Below are 18,231 nucleotides of genomic sequence, written 5' to 3'. Positions count from 1 at the left end.
CGGCCCATCCTTCGAGACGCCCGCCGTGGGCGGGCTCCTCAGGATGAGGTCTTGCTCCGCGGCGAAATCTTGGACCCTCATGGTGAGGAGCGCCGCTTGCGGCGCGTCTCGAACCACGAGGCCGAGATGGTTCGCCGCTCACGCCTCGATATCCAGCGCGCAGTCGAAGTTCGGCGCCGAATGCGTCAGCGCGCCGGATGAGACGTAGTCGACGCCGGTCGCCGCGATGGCCGCGATCGAGTCCAGCGTGACGCCGCCGGATGCCTCCAGCTGGAGACGCCCCTCGTTAAGCCGCACCGCCTCGCGCAGCGTCGCGAGGTCCATGTTGTCGAGCAGCACGGCATCGGCGAGCCCGGTGCCGAGCACCTCGCGCAATTGCGCGAGCGTATCGACCTCGATCTCGATCTTGACGAGATGACCGGCATGGGCGCGGGCGCGCTCCAGAACCGGGCGGATGCCACCGGCGACCGCGATGTGGTTGTCCTTGATCAGGATCGCATCGTCGAGCCCGAAGCGGTGGTTGAAGCCGCCGCCGCAGCGCACGGCGTATTTCTCCAGCGCGCGCAATCCCGGCGTGGTCTTGCGCGTGCAGCAGATGCGCATTGTCGTGCCTTCGGTCCGCGCGACGTAGTCGGCCGTGAGCGTCGCGACGCCCGACAGCCGGCCGACGAAATTCAGCGCGGTCCGCTCCGCCGTGAGGATGGCGCGCGCCGGGCCCGTGATCGTCAGCACGTGCTGGCCGCGGGCAACCCGTGCGGCATCGCGGACCTGCGCGCGCACCTCGATATCGGGCGAGAGCTTTTGCAGCGTCGCCAGCGCCAGCGGAAGGCCGGCGATCACGCCGGACTGCCGCGCGACCAGGATAGCCTGCGCCTTGGTCGCTTCCGGAATCGTTGCGAGCGAGGTGATGTCGCCGGCGCGGCCGAGATCCTCGTCGAGCGCGCGATGCACGGCCTCGTCGATTGCAAGCGGCGACAGGAAGGCGTCGGGATAGAGCAGTGACGTCGGGGTGATCATGGGGAACTCCATCAGGCGATCATCGGTCGGGCGGTGCGTGGCAGCGGACGCTCGCTCAGGCTCTCGGCGATCTCACGTGCCTCCGTGAGCGTCGTCATCGTTCTCCGTGCCAGCGTGGGGACATCCGCCGGATGGTCGGAGCGGAAATGCGCGCCGCGGCTCTCGCGCCGCCTCCAGGCTGACGCAGCGACGAGCAGGGCTGACGCCGCCATGTTGCGGAGAGCGATGCTTGCGGGGCCGCGTTCGACTGCGGCGAAGTTGCGCACGGCCTCCGCAAGCCCATCACTGTTGCGGATCACGCCGACATGCGCGGTCATCATCGTTCGCAACCGCTTCACGTCGGCAGCGTCCGGCATGCCGCCACGCGCCGTCACCAACGCATCGGGAAGGCGGGCAGGCGAGGGGATCGCGCGGCCGGCGATGTCGTCGGCGATGCGGGCGGCGTAGACCACCGCCTCCAGGAGCGAATTCGAGGCGAGCCGGTTGGCGCCATGCGCGCCGGTGGACGACACTTCGCCGCCGGCCCAAAGCCCGTCGATCGAGCTGCGGCCGCGCTCATCCACCGCGATGCCGCCCATGTGGTAATGCGCCGCCGGCGCGATCGGGATGGCCTGCGTGGCGGGATCGATGCCGGCCGCGATGCAGCTTGCATGAACGGTCGGAAATTTGTCGGCGAAGCGCGTGCCGAGCGCCTGCCGGGCATCGAGGAAGGCACCGCGCCCGGCCGCGATCTCGGCGAACACGCCGCGCGCCACGATGTCGCGCGGCGCGAGCTCTGCGAGCGGATGGAGCGCCGTCATGAAACGTTCGCCATCGCCGTTGATCAGCGTCGCCCCTTCGCCGCGCAGCGCTTCGGTTGCGAGCGGCGCCGGATCGCGGCCGACCATGATGGCGGTCGGATGGAACTGCACGAACTCGGGATCGGCGATCACGGCGCCGGCACGCGCGGCGATCGCAAGGCCCGAGCCGCTGGCTTCTAGCGGGTTGGTGGTGACGGCATAGAGGTGGCCGAGGCCACCGGTCGCCAGCACCACCGCGCGGGAGGCCAGCAGGAGCGGACGTGCAGCGGGATTGCCGGCCTCGCGCAATTGAAGACCGGCGACCGCGCCGTCCTCGGTCAACAGCGCTTCGGCGACGAGACCTTCGATCAGTCGGATCGATGGCGTGCGGCGTACAGCCTCGCTCAGCGCCGCGATGATCGCGGCTCCGGCCCCGTCGCCGCGCACATGCACGATGCGCCGCGCCGAATGCGCGGCCTCGCGGCCGACAGCGAGCTTGCCTTCGAGGTCGCGGTCGAACGGCACGCCATAGGCGAGTAGGTCATGAATGCGCGGTGCTGCCTCGCGCGCGATGCCGAGTGCGACTGCTTCATCGACAAGACCGCCGCCGACGGCGATGGTATCAGCGGCGTGCGCCTCCGGCGTATCGCCTTCGGCCACGGCCGCAGCGATGCCGCCCTGCGCCCATGCGGACGACGCGCCCTGTCCGAGCGGGGCGGCCGAGATCAGCGTTACCGGCCGCGGCGCGAGCTTCAGTGCGCAAAAGAGTCCGGCGAGGCCACCGCCGACGATGACGACGTCATCGGTGCTGCGGGTGAGGTTGTGAATGTTGTCTTGCATGCTTCACTCTCAATTCTTCAGATTGATCATCCGCTCGACCGAGCGCCGCGCGCGTTCCGCGAGCGCGGGATCGATCGTGACTTGCTCGCCAAGCGTGAGCAGGCTGTCCAGAATGTTGGCGAGCGTGATGCGCTTCATGTGCGGGCAGAGATTGCAGGGGCGGAGCATTTCGACATCAGGCAGCTCGGCGCGGACATTGTCGGCCATCGAGCATTCCGTGATCATGACGAGCCGCCGCGGCCGCCGCTCGCGCACCCAGTTGATCATGTGCGCGGTCGAGCCGGTGAAGTCGGCTTCCGCCAGCACATCAGGCGGACATTCGGGATGCGCGATGATCTGCACCGACGGGTCGGCCTCGCGATAGGCGCGCAGCTCCTCGCCGGTAAAGCGTTCGTGCACCTCGCAGGCACCCTTCCAGGCGATGATCTTCACGTCGGTCTTCGAGGCGACATACGTTGCAAGGTAGCGATCGGGCAGGAAGATCACGGTCGGTGCGTTCAGGCTCTCGACCACTTGCACCGCGTTCGACGAGGTGCAGCAGATGTCGACCTCCGCCTTCACCTCTGCGGAGGTGTTGACATAGGCGACGACCGGTACGCCCGGAAATTTTTCGCGGAGCAGGCGAACGTCCGCGCCCGTGATGCTGTCCGCGAGCGAGCAGCCGGCGCGGCTATCCGGGATCAGCACCGTCTTGTCCGGATTGAGCAGCTTCGACGTCTCCGCCATGAAGTGCACGCCGCATTGCACGATGATGTCGGCCTTCACCTTGGTCGCTTCGACCGCGAGCTGCAGCGAGTCGCCGCCGATGTCGGCGACGCAATGAAAGATCTCCGGCGCCTGATAGTTGTGCGCGAGGATGACCGCGCCGCAGGCCTGCTTCAGCTCGTTGATCGCCTTGATCGTCGGCGCCATCAGCGGCCACTCGATCGGGGGGATCACGTGCTTCACGCGCTCATAGAGCGGCGCAGTGGCCCGCTCGACGTCCGCAGTCCATTCCAGTGAGGGCTTCGGCAGCGCGGGGCCGGTTCGCGCTGGTATGGCGCGAGGAGGGGCGGGGACTTGGCCCTGCGGCCGGTTGGCAAAGTCGTCGGGGCCGTAAATTCCAGTGATGGGCATCGAAGCCTCCCGTGAATGCTAATTATGCTCCATGTGAGTATATATAGGGCCTGAGAAATCCGGCCGAGAGGCCGGTGGGGTTTCGCCAGAGCTTACATATACTCAATCTGAGTAAATCAAAGATAACACGCGCCCGAGCGGGCCGCTAGCCCCAGCCGCACACATTCCCGTCAAATCGCGCTGGGCGCGTCGGGGAAGGCGCGATGAAACGCAATGCTCCGGCGGCAGCCCTTCGTGGAACGCAATCACTTTTGACTTGGGATCTTCATGCATCTGCATTAAACGCGTGACTCGCGGTTGCCTATTCCGGATCCGCCAGCGACTGATGAGGAACCCATGTCCACTCAAGCGGGCGAGCTCGGTCCGGTCTCGCGTTCGTCCACCTGGCGTACCCCGGCCATCATCATTCTCTGCGGCTGCGCCATCGGCATGCTCGGCTTCGGCCCGCGCTCGGCGCTCGGCTTCTTCGTGCAGCCGATGAGCCACGAATTCGCCTGGGGCCGCGACGTGTTCGGCCTCGCGATCGCTTTCCAGAATTTGCTGTGGGGATTGGGCCAGCCCCTTGCCGGCGCCGTCGCCGATCGCTTCGGCCTGTTCCGGGTGATGTGCGTCGGCGCGCTGCTCTACGCCGGCGGCCTGCTGCTGATGCGCTATTCCTCGACGCCGCTGTCGCTGAATCTCGGCGCGGGCGTGATGGTGGGATTCGGTCTCGCCGGCTGCTCGTTCAACCTGGTGCTGTCGGCCTTCACCAAGCTGTTGCCGGCCGAGAAGCGCGGGCTCGCGCTCGGTGCCGGCACTGCGGCAGGCTCGTTCGGGCAATTCCTGTTCGCGCCCATTGGTGTGGCGCTGATCGACAATTTCGGCTGGCAGCAGGCGCTCACCGTGTTCGGCTTCCTGATGCTGCTGATCATCCCGCTGTCGCTGGCGCTCTCGACGCCGCCGGTCGCGACCACGGCCAATGCGGCGCCAGCGGATGAGCAGACCTTCACGAAAGCGCTGGCCGAAGCCTTCGGCCATCGCTCCTATGTGCTGCTGGTGCTCGGCTTCTTCACCTGCGGCTTCCAGCTCGCCTTCATTACCGTGCATCTGCCGGCGTTTCTGGTCGATCGCGGCATCTCGACGCAAACCGGCGGCTGGGTGATCGCGGCGATCGGCCTGTTCAACATCATGGGATCGCTGAGCGTCGGCTATCTCCAGAACTCGCTGCCGAAGCGCTACATCCTCTCCGCGATCTATTTCACGCGCGCGCTTGCGACGCTCGCCTTCATCTCGTTCCCGATCACGCCGTTCTCGGCGATCGCATTCGGTGCGGTCTCCGGTCTTACCTGGCTGTCGACGGTGCCGCCGACCTCGGCGCTGGTGGCGCTGATGTTCGGCACGCGCTGGCTCGCCACGCTCTATGGCTTCGCCTTTGTCAGTCATCAGGTCGGCGGCTTCCTCGGCGTCTGGCTCGGCGGCATCGTGTTCGAAAAGTTCGGTTCCTATACGCCGATCTGGTGGCTCTCGATCCTGTTCGGTGTGCTCTCCGCGCTGATCAATCTTCCGATCGTCGAGAAACCGGTTCAGCGAGCGGTTGCGCAGCCTGCCTGATCGGCTAAACATCCCCTGAAACAAGTCTAGGGAGTTCAGTCGTGGCCACATTCAAGGCGATCCGGATCGACAAGGCGGACAAGGGCACCACCGCCGCACTCACGCAGTTCGACGACGGCGAACTGATGGACGGTGATGTCACGGTCCGCGTGGAATGGTCGACGCTGAACTACAAGGACGGCCTCGCGCTCACCGGCAAGGCGCCGGTGGTGCGTCGCTTCCCGATGATCGCCGGCATCGATTTCGCCGGCACGGTTGAAACCTCCGCCCATCCGCAATGGAAGGCAGGCGACAAGGTCGTCTGCACCGGCTGGGGCATGGGCGAGACCCATCTCGGTGCCTATGCCGAGAAGGCGCGGGTCAAGGGCGACTGGCTGGTCGCCTTGCCGCAGGGCCTGTCGGCGCGTGACGCCATGGCGATCGGCACCGCCGGCTTCACCGCGATGCTGTCGGTGCTGGCGCTGGAGAAGCACGGCCTGTCGCCGAAGAGCGGCCCTGTGGTGGTGACGGGCGCGGCGGGCGGCGTCGGCTCGGTCGCCACCGCCGTGCTCTCGAAGCTCGGTTATCACGTCATCGCCTCGACCGGCCGCGCCTCGGAAGCCGACTATTTGAAAGAGATCGGTGCGGCCGAGATCATCGACCGCAATGAATTGTCGGCGGCGGCCAAGCCCCTCGCCAAGGAGCGCTGGGCGGGCGGCGTCGACAGCGTCGGCTCGACCACGCTCGCGAATCTCCTGTCGATGACCAAGTATGGCGGCGCGATCGCGGCGTGCGGTCTGGCGGCCGGCATGGACCTGCCGTCTTCTGTCGCACCCTTCATTTTGCGCGGGGTGTGCCTTCTCGGCATCGATTCCGTGATGTGCCCGATCGAGCCGCGGAAAGCCGCCTGGCAGCGTCTGGCCTCGGATCTGGATCGGACAAAACTATCTGAAATTACTCATGAAATTCCGCTCGAAGAAGTTTCGGAATGGGGCGCGAAAATCCTCGCCGGTCAGGTCCGCGGCCGCATCGTGGTAAAAATTGTCTAACGGCGTTCAGACTTTACCAACCAAGCTGCTTCAATGTTGCCTTGGTTAGTATGGTAAGCAGCGGGTAAAGAGATAAGGCATCGCCCGCGCTGGGGTTGGTTCGGAGTTGAGCATGCTTGCGCGTATTGTGTTGGGGGCTGTCACGGCGGCAGCGACGTTTGCGCCGGCCATTGCAGGAAGCATGAACGCCGACGAGGCGCGCCGCTTCGTTGCCGGTAAGGTGTTCGCCTTCACCTGTTTCGACGGTACCCGCGGCGCAGGCCGCATCCTGGACGACCTCGGCGCCGCCGGCGCGGTGCAGTTCTCGGGCGCAGGCCCGGTGAAGCATCTCCGCCTGCCCGGCAACACGCTCCAGATCCGCGGGCAGAACGTCTGCGCCTCGATCAAGGGCATTCCGTTCGAGCCCTGCTTCAACCTGGAAAAGACCGACGATCGCAGCTTCCGCGGCTCGGTGTCGGGCATGGGCTTCGCCTATTGCGACTTCCACCATCAGGGCGGCAATCAGATGCTGATGGCCCGCGCCGTAGCGCGTCCGCGTTCGCTGCGCTCTTCGGAGCGCACCGGTTCGGTCGCTGCGTCCAACACTGAAGTCGCCGCGCGCGTCGAGACGCCGCGTGTCGAGAGCAGCCGGCTCGAGCCGGTGAAGTCCGAAGCCAAATCGGAGCCCGCCAGGAACGACGCTCCGCTGGAATTGCGCCGCTCGACCCAGTGAGCCGGCTGCGCGGAGCCGCCCGCGCATTTTGTCGTTGAAAATATTCATCGGTCACCAAGCCGCCGCGCCGTAGTCATACGGACGGCGGCTTTCATGCCTTGGTAGCGACTCGCGTCCCAGTTTGCGCAGGGCCGGGGGGTGCAAGGGTTCTACGATGTCGCTGTATTTCTTTCGCATCAGCACCGGTCGTTATTCCGGCGCCGCCGACCAGCCGTACGAGTTCGAGGATCGCGCCGCCGCCTGGGCCGAGATGAGCGAGGTCTGCGCCAACCTGCTCGGCAGCATCGCGCGCAACCTGAAGCCGAATGCGAAGTGGAGCATGGAGCTGCTCGACGAGAACAAGAAGCCGGTCTTCCGCGTCAGCCTGGTCGGTGAGACCGTCTGCTGATGACCGCGAACGGGCAACCGTTAACGGACGCCAGCGCGTGCAAATCCGCGAGTTCCATTTCATTGCACGTGAAAAGTGCGCAACTGCAGTAGTTTAAGCACGATTTCAGTATTTCTACCCAGGCTGCCGCGGCCACCCTTAACGTTAATGAGTAACCTCGCGGTTAGCCTTCCCGGACTGTTCACGCGCGTCGGCGCGGCAATGCGTATCCGGGGATTATGTCGATGATGTTCATTCAGAACCTGCGAATTGGCACCAAGCTCGCTGTGACCTCGGCACTCACCATCGCGCTCGTCGCGCTGATGATCGTCCTCCAAATGAACGGCGACGCTGCGGTTCAGAAGCTCAGCAATGGGGCATCGGGGCAGCAGTCGATCGCGCAAAGCGCCGCGGAAGCCAAAGCGTCGGTCCGCGGGATGCAGATCGGCATTCGTGACATCCTGAGCTCCACGTCGCCGGCCGAGTTGCAGAAGGCCGTCACCTATTTCAACGATCGGCAGACCGCGGCCCTGAAATTCGCGGACGAGATGGCGAAGCTGTCGCGCTCGCCGGAGAATCACAAGCGGATCGACCGCCTGGTCGTGTTGGTCGGCAATTTCAGCAAGGGGCAACAGCAGATCGAAGCGATCCGCAAGCAGGAGCTCGCCCTGAGCGCGAAGAAGGACGGCGAGGCGGCAGCACCGCTCGCAAAGCTCGTGGCCGAGGTCGACCGCATCCGCAAGGAGATGCTGGCGCCGATCAACGAAGAGATATCGGAGCTGACCAACGAGATCATCAACTTTGCCAAGCAGAAGAGTTCCGAAGCCCGCGCCGAAGCCGAAGCTGAGGCCGCGTCCGTCGCGCGGACCTCGTTCGTCGCCGGCGTGCTGGTCGCGCTGGTTCTGATCGGGGCGTGCATCTTCTCCGTCTTCAGCATTGCGCGGCCCATGCGCGCATTGACGGCGGCGATGGAGAAGCTCGCCGGCGGCGATTTCTCCGTGGTGCTGCCGGGCCTCGGCCGCAAGGACGAGGTCGGCGAAGTCGCCGGTGCCGTCGAGAAATTCAAGATCGTGTCCGAACAGAAGGCGCGAGAGGACGCGGAAGCCAAGTCGCGGCAGGATCAGCTCGCGGCCGAGCAGCGCAAGTCCGAGATGCGCAGGCTCGCCGACAGCTTCGAAGGCGCCGTCGGCGAGATCGTCGGTACGGTGTCGTCGGCTTCCACGGAGCTTGAAGCATCCGCCACCACGCTCACCTCGACCGCGGAGCGCACGCAGCAGCTCACCACCGTGGTCGCGGCGGCCTCCGAAGAGGCCTCCACCAACGTGCAGTCGGTGGCGTCGGCAACGGAGGAGCTGTCGTCGTCGATCACCGAGATCAGCCGGCAAGTGCAGGAATCCGCGCGTGTAGCGAGCGAAGCCGTCGGCCAGGCCCGCACCACGACCGACCGTGTCAGCGAGCTGTCGAAGGCGGCGACGCGGATCGGCGACGTCGTGGAGCTGATCAACACCATTGCCGGCCAGACCAACCTGCTGGCGCTCAACGCCACGATCGAGGCCGCGCGCGCCGGCGAAGCGGGCCGCGGTTTTGCCGTGGTCGCCTCCGAAGTCAAGGCGCTCGCCGAGCAGACCGCGAAGGCGACCGGCGAGATCGGCCAGCAGATCGCCAGCATTCAGGCCGCGACCGAGCATTCGGTCGGCGCCATCAGGGACATCAGCGACACCATCGAGAAGCTGTCGGAGATCTCCTCGGCGATCGCCGCTGCGGTCGAAGAGCAGGGCGCCGCGACGCAGGAAATCTCCCGCAACGTGCAGCAGGCGGCGGAAGGCACCCATCAAGTGTCGTCCAACATCACCGACGTGCAGCGCGGCGCAAGCGAGACCGGCTCGGCGTCCTCGCAGGTGTTGGCGGCGGCGCAGTCGCTGTCCGGCGACAGCAATCGCCTCAAGCTCGAAGTCGGCAAGTTCCTGGGTACCGTTCGCGCGGCCTGACCAAAACCGCAGGGAGAGCCTTGCTCCCTGCGCAACTCTCGGAATGCAAGAGCGGCGTCGATCGCGGTGAAAGCTCCGTGTTTCTACGGCAAACGTGGTTAAGGGAAGCGGAATGGTTTTGGACGAAGTTCATGGGAATTCAGCCGCTTGAGCGGCAACGTCCATGAAGGGTTCCAGTCATGCATTTTCTCGGCCGCTTCCGCATCCTGAGCAAGATCCTCGGGATCGTCCTCCTGCTGTGCGGGATCGGTGCCGCGATCGCCTGGATTGGCGTCTCCGCCCTCAGCGATCTCAGCGAAAAGGCCGACGTGATGTCGACCGCGGCCAAGCGGGCCTTGCTCGCCGCGCGCGCCAACCAGAACGTCATCGCGCTGAACCGCGCTGAATTCCGCAGTGCGCTCGATCCGCGTGACGACAATCGCCTCGCCGCGCGTGATGTCATCAACGCCCAGCTCAAGCAGTATCAGGAGCGTTTCGACGAGGTCAGCCAGACCCCGGACGAGAAGGCCAAGACGCTGCTCCCGGGCGTGCGCGAGGCGTTCTCGGCCTACAAGAGCCAGATGGACACGACGCTCGCGGCCGTCGATGCCGAGAAGTCGGCGAAGCTCAGCGACAGCGCAGACAAGCTGCGCGACATCGCGATGAAGAGCAGGGCCGCTGCGGAGAACCTTCAAGGCAAGATCCGCGAACTCGCCGATCGGCTGAATATGCGCGTCGAGGAGAAGAGCAAGGAAGCGCGCGAGCAGTATGAATCGACGTCACGCTTCCTGATCATCCTCGCAGGCCTCGGTGTCATCATCGGCGGCGCGTTGGGCTTCATCATCGGTCAGTACGGCATCGCGCGGCCGATCCGCATGATCGTCGGTGTGCTCCAGGAGCTTGCCGCCGGCCGCTATCAGGTCGAGATCGCCGGCCTTGATCGCAAGGACGAGGTCGGCGAAGTCGCCAAGACCGCGGAAGTGTTCCGGGAGAACGGCCTTGCCAAGATCCGGATGGAAGCCGAGCAGAAGGAGATGGAGCAGCGCAGCGCGGCGCAGCGTCGCCAGGACATGCTCCGGCTTGCCGACCAGTTTGAAACCGCCGTCGGCGAGGTGATCGAGACCGTGAGCTCGGCCTCGACCGAGCTCGAGGCTTCCGCGACGACGCTGACCTCGACCGCGGAGCACGCGCAGCAGCTTGCGACCGTGGTCGCTTCGGCCTCTGAGGAAGCCTCCACCAACGTGCAGTCGGTGGCCTCGGCGACCGAGGAGCTGTCGTCCTCGATCACCGAGATCAGCCGCCAGGTGCAGGAATCCGCGCGCGTGGCGAGCGAAGCGGTCGGCCAGGCCCGCACCACGACCGAACGTGTCAGCGAACTGTCGAAGGCGGCAACGCGGATCGGCGACGTCGTCGAGCTGATCAACACCATCGCCGGCCAGACCAACCTGCTGGCGCTCAACGCCACGATCGAGGCTGCGCGTGCAGGTGAAGCTGGCCGTGGCTTCGCCGTCGTCGCTTCCGAAGTGAAGGCGCTTGCCGAGCAGACCGCGAAGGCGACCGGCGAGATCGGCCAGCAGATTTCCGGCATCCAGTCTGCTACCCAGGAGTCGGTCGGCGCCATCAAGGACATCAGCGACACCATCGAACGGCTGTCGGAGATCTCTTCGGCGATCGCGGCGGCGGTGGAGGAGCAGGGCGCGGCGACGCAGGAAATCTCCCGAAACGTGCAGCAGGCGGCGGAAGGCACCCATCAAGTGTCGTCCAACATCACCGACGTCCAGCGCGGCGCGAGCGAGACCGGCTCGGCGTCGTCGCAGGTGCTTTCGGCTGCGCAGTCGCTGTCCGGCGACAGCAACCGCCTCAAGCTCGAGGTCGGCAAGTTCCTCACCACCGTGCGCGCCGCCTGAGGGCGGCCGTCCTCACCCCATCATCCGCCGATTGCAACCGCCGCGCGAGGACGCGTGGCGGTTCGCATGCGTCCGCAGCCGATGCCGCGGTGAGAAGGTCTGCACGGTTAACCTTCCGGAAAACCGATGCAGTCATGATCTCGCAATATTCGGGTGCCGAGTCGCCCTCCCTGTATTGCGTATCGAACGTATCGGAGCACATTCAATGAGCGGCCTTTCCATTCGCCTCACCCACAAGGTCATGGCGATCGGACTCTTCGGCCTTGTCGGTCTCGTCGTCTTCGGCGCGATCTACGAGATCGGCAGCCTCTCTCAGGACGCCTCCCGCACCGTTGCCAACCGCGCCCGCGCGATCGCTGACCTCAACAAGCAGCTCACGATCGAGATGCTGGAGGCGCGCCGCAACGAGAAGAATTTTCAGCAGCGCCGCAACGAAAGCTACGCCAAGGCCCATGCCGAGCTGATGGGACCGATCAACCGCGATTTCGACGAGGTCGAGCGGTTGATGGCGGCCGGCGGCATGAGCGCGCTGTCCGACAAGACCAGGCAGGCACATGACGGCTTCAAACGCTATGCCGAGGATTTCAAGGCGCTCGTCGTGGCCGAGACCAGACTCGGGCTGAACGAGACGCTTGGCCTGTCCGGCTCGCTCCGCGCCGCCGTGCACGACATCGAGGTGAAGCTCAAGGAGATCGACGATCCCAGGACGACGAGCTGGATGCTGATGATGCGCCGGCACGAGAAGGACTTCATGCTGCGGCGCGACCCCAAATACATTGCCGAGGTGAAGAAGGCCGCGGTCGAATTCTCCAAGGCGATCGAGGTGGTCGCAGTCCCGACGGCGGTGATGAACGACATCACGGCCAAGCTCCAGAAGTACCAGTCCGAGTTCGCGGCCTGGGCCGAGACCGCGCAGCAGAGCGCTGCGCTGGACGCGAGCATGATGAAGACATTCCGCGAGCTCGAACCCTCCATGGTCGAGGTGCGAACCGCCGTCGACGCCATGTACAAGCAGGCGGACGCCGCGGAGGCCGCAACGCGCGATGCCGTGCGCATGTGGATGATGATCGCCTTCGCGCTCACCGTCGTCGTGCTCGCCGTGGTCGGCTTCGTCCTCGGGCGCTCGATCTCGAAGGCGCTGTCCGGCATGATCGGCGCGATGACACGGCTGGCGCGCGGCGAGCTCTCGATTGCCGTCCCCGGCGTCGGGCGCAAGGACGAGATCGGCGAGATGGCCGGCGCGGTCGAGGTGTTCAGGACCAACATGGCGGAGGCAGAGCGGCTGCGTGCGGAGCAGGCCGAGGCTGACGCGCGCGGGCGCGAACGGCGCAAGGCGGACATGCAGCGCCTCGCCGACGGGTTTGAAGGCGCAGTCGGCGAGATCATCGACACGGTGTCGTCGGCGGCAACCGAGCTCGAGGCGTCCTCCAACACGCTGACGCAGGCCGCCGAGCGAGGCAACGGGCTCGCCACGGCGGTGGCGGCGGCCTCGGAGGAGGCGTCCGCGAACGTGCAGTCGGTGTCGTCCGCGAGCGAGGAGATGACCACATCGATCTCGGAGATCAGCCGCCAGGTGCAGGAATCGGCCCGCGTCGCCGACGTCGCGGTGGAGCAGGCCCAGCGCACCAACGCGCGCGTCGCCGAGCTGACCAAGGCGGCAGGGCGCATCGGCGACGTGGTCGAGCTGATCAACACCATCGCCAGCCAGACCAATCTGCTGGCGCTGAATGCCACGATCGAGGCGGCACGTGCGGGCGAGGCCGGCAAGGGCTTCGCGGTGGTCGCGACCGAAGTGAAGGCGCTCGCTGAGCAGACCGCGAAGGCCACCGGCGAGATCAGCCAGCACATCGGCGCGATCCAGACCGCGACGCAGGATTCGGTCGGCGCGATCAAGGAGATCGGCGACACCATCGCGCGGATGTCGGAAATTTCCTCGGCCATCGCCGCAGCGGTGGAGGAGCAGGGCGCCGCGACGCAGGAGATCTCCCGCAACATCCAGCATGCCGCGCACGGCACCTCGGAAGTCTCCGCCAATATCGGCAACGTCCAGCGCGGCGCAGGCGAGACCGGGGCCGCCTCTGCGCAGGTTCATTCGGCAGCACAATCGCTGTCTCAGGAGAGCAACCGGCTGAAGAGCGAGGTCGCGCGCTTCCTGGAGTCGGTGCGGGCGGCGTGAGGTCGTCAGTTGCTCTGTTCGAGCCGTACATCGCGGTGCGCCGGTGTGGCGTCGCGCGATGTCTGCTGCACTGCAACCAATAATTGCGGAACATATAACGGCGGCGACAGCGAATTCCGTAGTTTCACGTAGGTTCCTGTTAACGCCTGTTTGCAACTATGAGCGCAATCTTACGGGATAAAAATCAGCCAGCATTGTTGAACTGACTTCCGCCCTGTCGTCCGTCGTGACGATGGCGGCGCAGGTGATTTGCGCGTTGCTAGGTCTCATCGGGATTTGCTGTGATGTCGAAGTTGTCGATCGTGTTCAAGCTTCTGACCGTTTTGTCGGTCCTCGTGCTGTCGCTCGCCGGCGTCGGCGTGATGGCGATCGGCACCATGCAGAGTATCAATTCCCACACCGTCGAGATCGCGGAGAGCTGGCTGCCGAGCGTGCGTGCGCTCGGCTCGCTTCGCGCCGACATCAATGAGTTGCGCGTCGCGCTGCGTCTGCACCTGATGCAGGACACCGCCGAGGGCAAGGAAGCCGCCGAGAAGCGCCTCGCCTCGCTGCAGGCGCGCATCGACCAGACCCGCAAGGTCTACGAGCCTCTGATCACCTCCGCCGAGGAGCGCTCGCTCTATGAGCAGTGGAGCAAGGCGTGGGCCGAGTACCTGAACGGGGTGCAGGACGTCATGGTGCTGTCGCGCAAGGGCGTCGGTCGCTTCCCGACCGATGCCAACGAGCTGTTGCAGACCAAGGTCGCGAAGATGGCCCAGGCCGCCGACCCGCTGCTCCAGAAGGGTATCGAGATGAACAACCGGGGCGCCGAGCTGGAGACGAAGCAGGCGGCCGACAGCTACGCCACGATCTTCCGCGTGCTGGTCGGCATCATCGTGTTCTCGGTCGTGATCGCGATCGGCGCCGCCTATTATCTCGTGCGTGACGTTTCTCGTGGGATTGCCTCGATCATCCATCCGATGCAGTCGCTTGGTGAAGGTGATCTCTCCGCCGAAGTGCCGCATCGCGGCGAGAAGACCGAGATCGGCTCGATGGCGGATGCGCTCCAGATCTTCAAGGAGGCGTTGATCGCCAAGAAGGCCGCCGACGAAGTCGCTGCTGCCGACGCCGAGGCCAAGATCGAACGCGGCCGCCGCGTCGACGCCATCACCCGCAAGTTCGAGGCCATGATCGGCGAGGTCGTCGGCACCGTGTCGTCGGCCTCGACCGAGCTCGAGGCCTCCGCGACCACGCTGAGCAGCACCGCGCAGCGCGGGCAGGAGCTTGCGACCGTGGTCGCCGCGGCGTCCGAGGAAGCCTCCACCAACGTCCAGGCGGTTGCGTCCGCATCGGAGGAGCTGTCGTCCTCCATCACCGAGATCAGCCGCCGCGTGCAGGATTCGGCGCGGATGGCCGCGGAGGCCGTCGAGCAGGCGACGCGGACCAACGACCGCGTCAACGCGCTGTCGCAGGCGGCATCGCGTATCGGCGACGTGGTCGAGCTCATCAACACCATCGCCGGTCAGACCAACCTGCTGGCGCTCAACGCCACCATCGAGGCTGCGCGTGCCGGTGAAGCCGGCCGCGGCTTCGCGGTCGTCGCCTCCGAGGTCAAGGCGCTGGCCGAGCAGACCGCGAAAGCGACCGGCGAGATCGGGGCGCAGGTCTCCGGGATCCAGTCCGCGACGCAGGAATCCGTCAGCGCCATCCAGGAGATCGGCGGCACCATCGAGCGGCTGTCCGAGGTGGCGGCGGCCATCGCAGCCGCCGTCGAGGAACAGGGCGCGGCCACGCAGGAGATCTCGCGCAACGTGCAGCAGGCTTCGGTCGGCACGCAGGAGGTCTCGATGAACATCACGGACGTTCAGCGCGGTGCGATCGAGACCGGCTCGGCGTCGACGGAGGTGCTGTCGGCGGCGAAATCGCTGGCGACCGACAGCACGCGGCTCAAAGTCGAGGTCGCGCAGTTCCTGGAGTCGGTCCGCGCGGCTTGATCCTCAAGTGCTCGCCTGCGGAGCCGGCGGCGGTGCTATCTGCCGCCGGAACAGGATGCGCTGGTAGAGCCAGCCGATCGCGACCAGCACGATGCCGAGGCACATGAACGACAGCGCGCGGTAGACGCCTGTCAGCGTCGACATGTCGATCACGAAGGCCTTCAGGATCGTCAGCGCGATCACCGCGGCCGACGCCAGCCGTGCCCGCTCGGAGTTGGCGAGAATGCCGACGCCGAGCAGCACCACGCCGAAGCCGAGCCAGCCGATCGAATAGGTGTATTGCTCCGCGCCCGTGGTGGCGCCGTAGAGCAGGACCGGGCCGTGATAGAAGCGGCGGATCTCCAGCGTCAAATAGGTGAGCGCGAACACCAGCGCAGCGCCGGCAATCGTGTTCGCATAGGCGACGGGGCGATGCCCTGCCACCGCATAGGACAGCAGCAGCATCAGTACCGCCGGGAGAGCGTAGCCGAGCAGCAGCAGGTTGAAGACGAGACCGCCGACATCGACGCTGGAGAGCAGCCACGGATTCTCCAGGATCAGCAGGCCGAATACGCTGATGAGCCCGGCGATCGCGGTGAGCGCGACCGCGCCGACATTGTGAACGATGCTGTGGCTCCTCAGCCGCAGCCGCTCCAGCCCGATCGCCATGGCGAGCGCGACGCAGACTTGCAGTCCAAATTCGAGCAGCGAGGGCGGCGACGTCATGCGGCCGCTAGTGGCAAGATGGCGGATCTCCATGAAGGCGAGCAGTGCGGTGAACAGGATCGCGGCGGCCTCCACGATGCGCAGCGGCGGATCGTCACCGCGGCGGCGCAGGAAGATGCTCGCGCCCCAGAACGAGGCCGCCGGCAGGCCGTAGCCCCACAACAGCCAGTTGAAGATCGGCGTGGTGCCGACGGCATCGCCGACGATGCGCGGATCATAGCCGATGCGCGCGGTCACGATCGCGGCAAAGATGGCGGCGAGCCGGCGCAGGACCGGGATCGGCCGCTGCAGCGAGATCCAGGCCGTGCCGAGCGACATCAGCGCCAGCGCGATGGTGAGCCAGCCCTTTTCGAGGGCGAAGGTCAGCGCCAGCGCCAGCGCGCCGAGCGTGCCGGTCGCGAACAGCGCGACGGAGGTCGCAGTGCCCGGCCGATCTTCGCGGCGCGCCAGTGCTTCGGTCGCAGCGCCAAAGGCGGCGGCGAGCAGCACCGCGAGGATCGCGAAGGGGATCGAGCGGTCGAGATGGGCGATGCGCGCGTAGAGCGCAACGAGGATCGCGATCGGCGTCGCAACGGCTGCCGCCGACCACACCACCGGAATGATCGTCGAGTTCGAGCGGCCCTGCGCGAGGAAGCCCGCGATGCCGAAGCCGGCAGCGAAGATGGCGGCCATCACCAGATGCAGCGTTACCGAGCTGTCGGTCGCGACCGGTCCAACGCCGGGCATCGGGCCGCCCGGCAGCACCAGCATGTCGGGATTGGCGCGCACCGCCCATTCGGCGAACACGATGAAGACGGTCGCTGCGGCCGCGCCCAGCGCGCCCGTTGCCGCCGGCGCGCGCCAGGCGACGAGCAGCGTCGCACCAACGAGCAGCGTGAAGACGATCAGTGCAAGGTCCGCATGCGCGCTCGACAGCACGATCAGCATCGCGCCGAACAGATAGGCACCGAGCGAGCTCGACGACACCGGCTCGATCTCCCCGTCCTCGATGGTCGGGCCGAACATGAAGCCGCAGACCACGAGAAGGGCGGCGAGCACGAAGCCCGCGATCGCATGGAAGGCGTGCGGCGCGACCTGCAGCTCGCTGGTATCGAGCCCCGGGAAGATCCAGAGCACGGCGAAGGCGATGGTGGTCACCGCGAGCCAGCGCCACAGCCGGATGCGCGCGAGGCCGAAGCTCGCGGCGGTGACGATCGCAAGATAAATATAGAGCGCCCAATAATCCGGCTTGCCGCTGGAGACGAGGATTGGCGTCACGAACGCGCCGACCACGCCGAGGCCCGCGAGTGCGGGCCCATGCAACAGTGCCGCGGCGAGCGTGCCCATCGCGACGATGCCGAGCAGCACGAAAGCGGTGGCGGGCACGAGGAAGCCATAGAGCGCATAGGCCGCGTAGATGGTCGCGAACGCCACGGCCGTTCCGGCCGCGGTGAGGATCGCGGGGATGTTGGCGATCGGCAGCGCCGCGATGTTGGAGATGCTCTCCTTGCGCCGCGACCATTCGCCGGCGCCCAGCAGCGCGGCTGCGAACAGTCCGCCGAGGAACACGCGCACGCCGGGGCCGACGAGACCTGCCTCGATCGAATAGCGCACCATGAAGAAGCCGCCGAGCGCGAGCGCGAGGCCGCCGATCCAGACCACCCAGCGCGTGCCGAGCCGTTCCTCGAAGCCGGGCGCCGGCGCGGGCAAAGGCGGCGGTGCGTAGGCCTCGGTGCTCGCCGCAAGCGGCGGCGGTGCATCGGCTTCGGTGCTCGCCGCGAGCGGCGGCGGTGAAACCTCTTCGGTGACCAGCGGAGGCGCTGCTGCCTCGGCTTCGGGCGCGAGCGGCGGCGGCTCGGCGGCCGTCGTGGCGGGCGCCTCGGCCTGCACCTGCGTGGGCATCAGCGGCGGCGGCTGCACCTGCCGCTGCGCGTAAAACATCTCTTCGAGCGAGGCCAGCCGGCGGCGCAGCTCGGCCGCCTGGCTGGAGGCCTTGATCGCGATCAGGACAGCGATGATTGCAATGATCAGCGCAAAGACGTCAAACGGGCCGTCGAACATGAAGCCTCCAGGCA

At 66.3% G+C, this 18,231-nt stretch carries 12 protein-coding genes; 8 read left to right on the top strand and 4 right to left on the bottom strand.

Annotated elements, in window-relative coordinates; genetic code table 11:
- Positions 1 to 138: 138 nt before the first annotated feature.
- From nadC to nadA, 3 genes are read right to left on the bottom strand one after another with little or no spacing between them, the layout of a single operon-like run.
- Complete coding sequence (gene nadC / locus ABIB95_RS41420) at positions 139 to 1,017, bottom strand: carboxylating nicotinate-nucleotide diphosphorylase (protein ID WP_354248425.1); 879 nt, start codon at positions 1,015 to 1,017, stop codon at positions 139 to 141.
- A gap of 11 nt (positions 1,018 to 1,028) precedes the next feature.
- Positions 1,029 to 2,636 (bottom strand): L-aspartate oxidase, encoded by a 1,608-nt coding sequence (locus ABIB95_RS41415; protein WP_354248423.1) that lies wholly within the window; start codon positions 2,634 to 2,636, stop codon positions 1,029 to 1,031.
- Positions 2,637 to 2,645: 9 nt separating this feature from the next.
- The gene (gene nadA, locus ABIB95_RS41410) at positions 2,646 to 3,752 is read right to left on the bottom strand and encodes a quinolinate synthase NadA (RefSeq protein WP_354248421.1); all 1,107 of its coding nucleotides are present in this window, start codon (positions 3,750 to 3,752) and stop codon (positions 2,646 to 2,648) included.
- Positions 3,753 to 4,088: 336 nt separating this feature from the next.
- Here nadA and ABIB95_RS41405 point away from each other — a divergent pair, with 336 nt between their 5' ends.
- The 8 genes from ABIB95_RS41405 to ABIB95_RS41370 all read left to right on the top strand — a co-directional run bounded on the left by ABIB95_RS41405 (position 4,089) and on the right by ABIB95_RS41370 (position 15,472).
- The gene (locus tag ABIB95_RS41405; protein ID WP_354248419.1) at positions 4,089 to 5,342 is read left to right on the top strand and encodes an MFS transporter; all 1,254 of its coding nucleotides are present in this window, start codon (positions 4,089 to 4,091) and stop codon (positions 5,340 to 5,342) included.
- Between the two features lie 41 nt (positions 5,343 to 5,383).
- Positions 5,384 to 6,370 (top strand): acrylyl-CoA reductase (NADPH), encoded by a 987-nt coding sequence (gene acuI / locus ABIB95_RS41400; protein ID WP_354248417.1) that lies wholly within the window; start codon positions 5,384 to 5,386, stop codon positions 6,368 to 6,370.
- A gap of 112 nt (positions 6,371 to 6,482) precedes the next feature.
- Positions 6,483 to 7,082 (top strand): hypothetical protein, encoded by a 600-nt coding sequence (locus tag ABIB95_RS41395; RefSeq protein WP_063985095.1) that lies wholly within the window; start codon positions 6,483 to 6,485, stop codon positions 7,080 to 7,082.
- A gap of 154 nt (positions 7,083 to 7,236) precedes the next feature.
- Positions 7,237 to 7,470 carry a DUF6894 family protein gene (locus ABIB95_RS41390; protein WP_028152150.1) on the top strand — a complete coding sequence of 78 codons (234 nt, stop codon included), beginning with the start codon at positions 7,237 to 7,239 and terminating at the stop codon, positions 7,468 to 7,470.
- Positions 7,471 to 7,694: 224 nt separating this feature from the next.
- Complete coding sequence (locus ABIB95_RS41385; RefSeq protein WP_354179064.1) at positions 7,695 to 9,437, top strand: methyl-accepting chemotaxis protein; 1,743 nt, start codon at positions 7,695 to 7,697, stop codon at positions 9,435 to 9,437.
- A 179-nt stretch (positions 9,438 to 9,616) separates the two neighbouring features.
- Positions 9,617 to 11,323: a methyl-accepting chemotaxis protein gene (locus ABIB95_RS41380; RefSeq protein ID WP_354248415.1), complete on the top strand. Its 1,707-nt coding sequence runs from the start codon at positions 9,617 to 9,619 to the stop codon at positions 11,321 to 11,323.
- Between the two features lie 205 nt (positions 11,324 to 11,528).
- A complete protein-coding gene (locus ABIB95_RS41375; RefSeq protein WP_354248413.1) occupies positions 11,529 to 13,499 on the top strand; it encodes a methyl-accepting chemotaxis protein in 1,971 nt (656 codons plus the stop codon).
- 284 nt (positions 13,500 to 13,783) lie between these two features.
- Positions 13,784 to 15,472, top strand: a complete 1,689-nt coding sequence (locus tag ABIB95_RS41370; protein ID WP_354248411.1) for a methyl-accepting chemotaxis protein — start codon at positions 13,784 to 13,786, stop codon at positions 15,470 to 15,472.
- 3 nt (positions 15,473 to 15,475) lie between these two features.
- Here ABIB95_RS41370 and ABIB95_RS41365 read toward each other — a convergent pair whose 3' ends face one another.
- Positions 15,476 to 18,217 (bottom strand): DUF2339 domain-containing protein, encoded by a 2,742-nt coding sequence (locus ABIB95_RS41365; RefSeq protein ID WP_354248409.1) that lies wholly within the window; start codon positions 18,215 to 18,217, stop codon positions 15,476 to 15,478.
- Positions 18,218 to 18,231 lie beyond the last annotated feature (14 nt).

It is taken from the genome of Bradyrhizobium sp. LA2.1 (assembly GCF_040547725.1).
Lineage (GTDB): Bacteria > Pseudomonadota > Alphaproteobacteria > Rhizobiales > Xanthobacteraceae > Bradyrhizobium > Bradyrhizobium barranii.
This window is presented reverse-complemented; position numbering and strand designations above follow the sequence as displayed.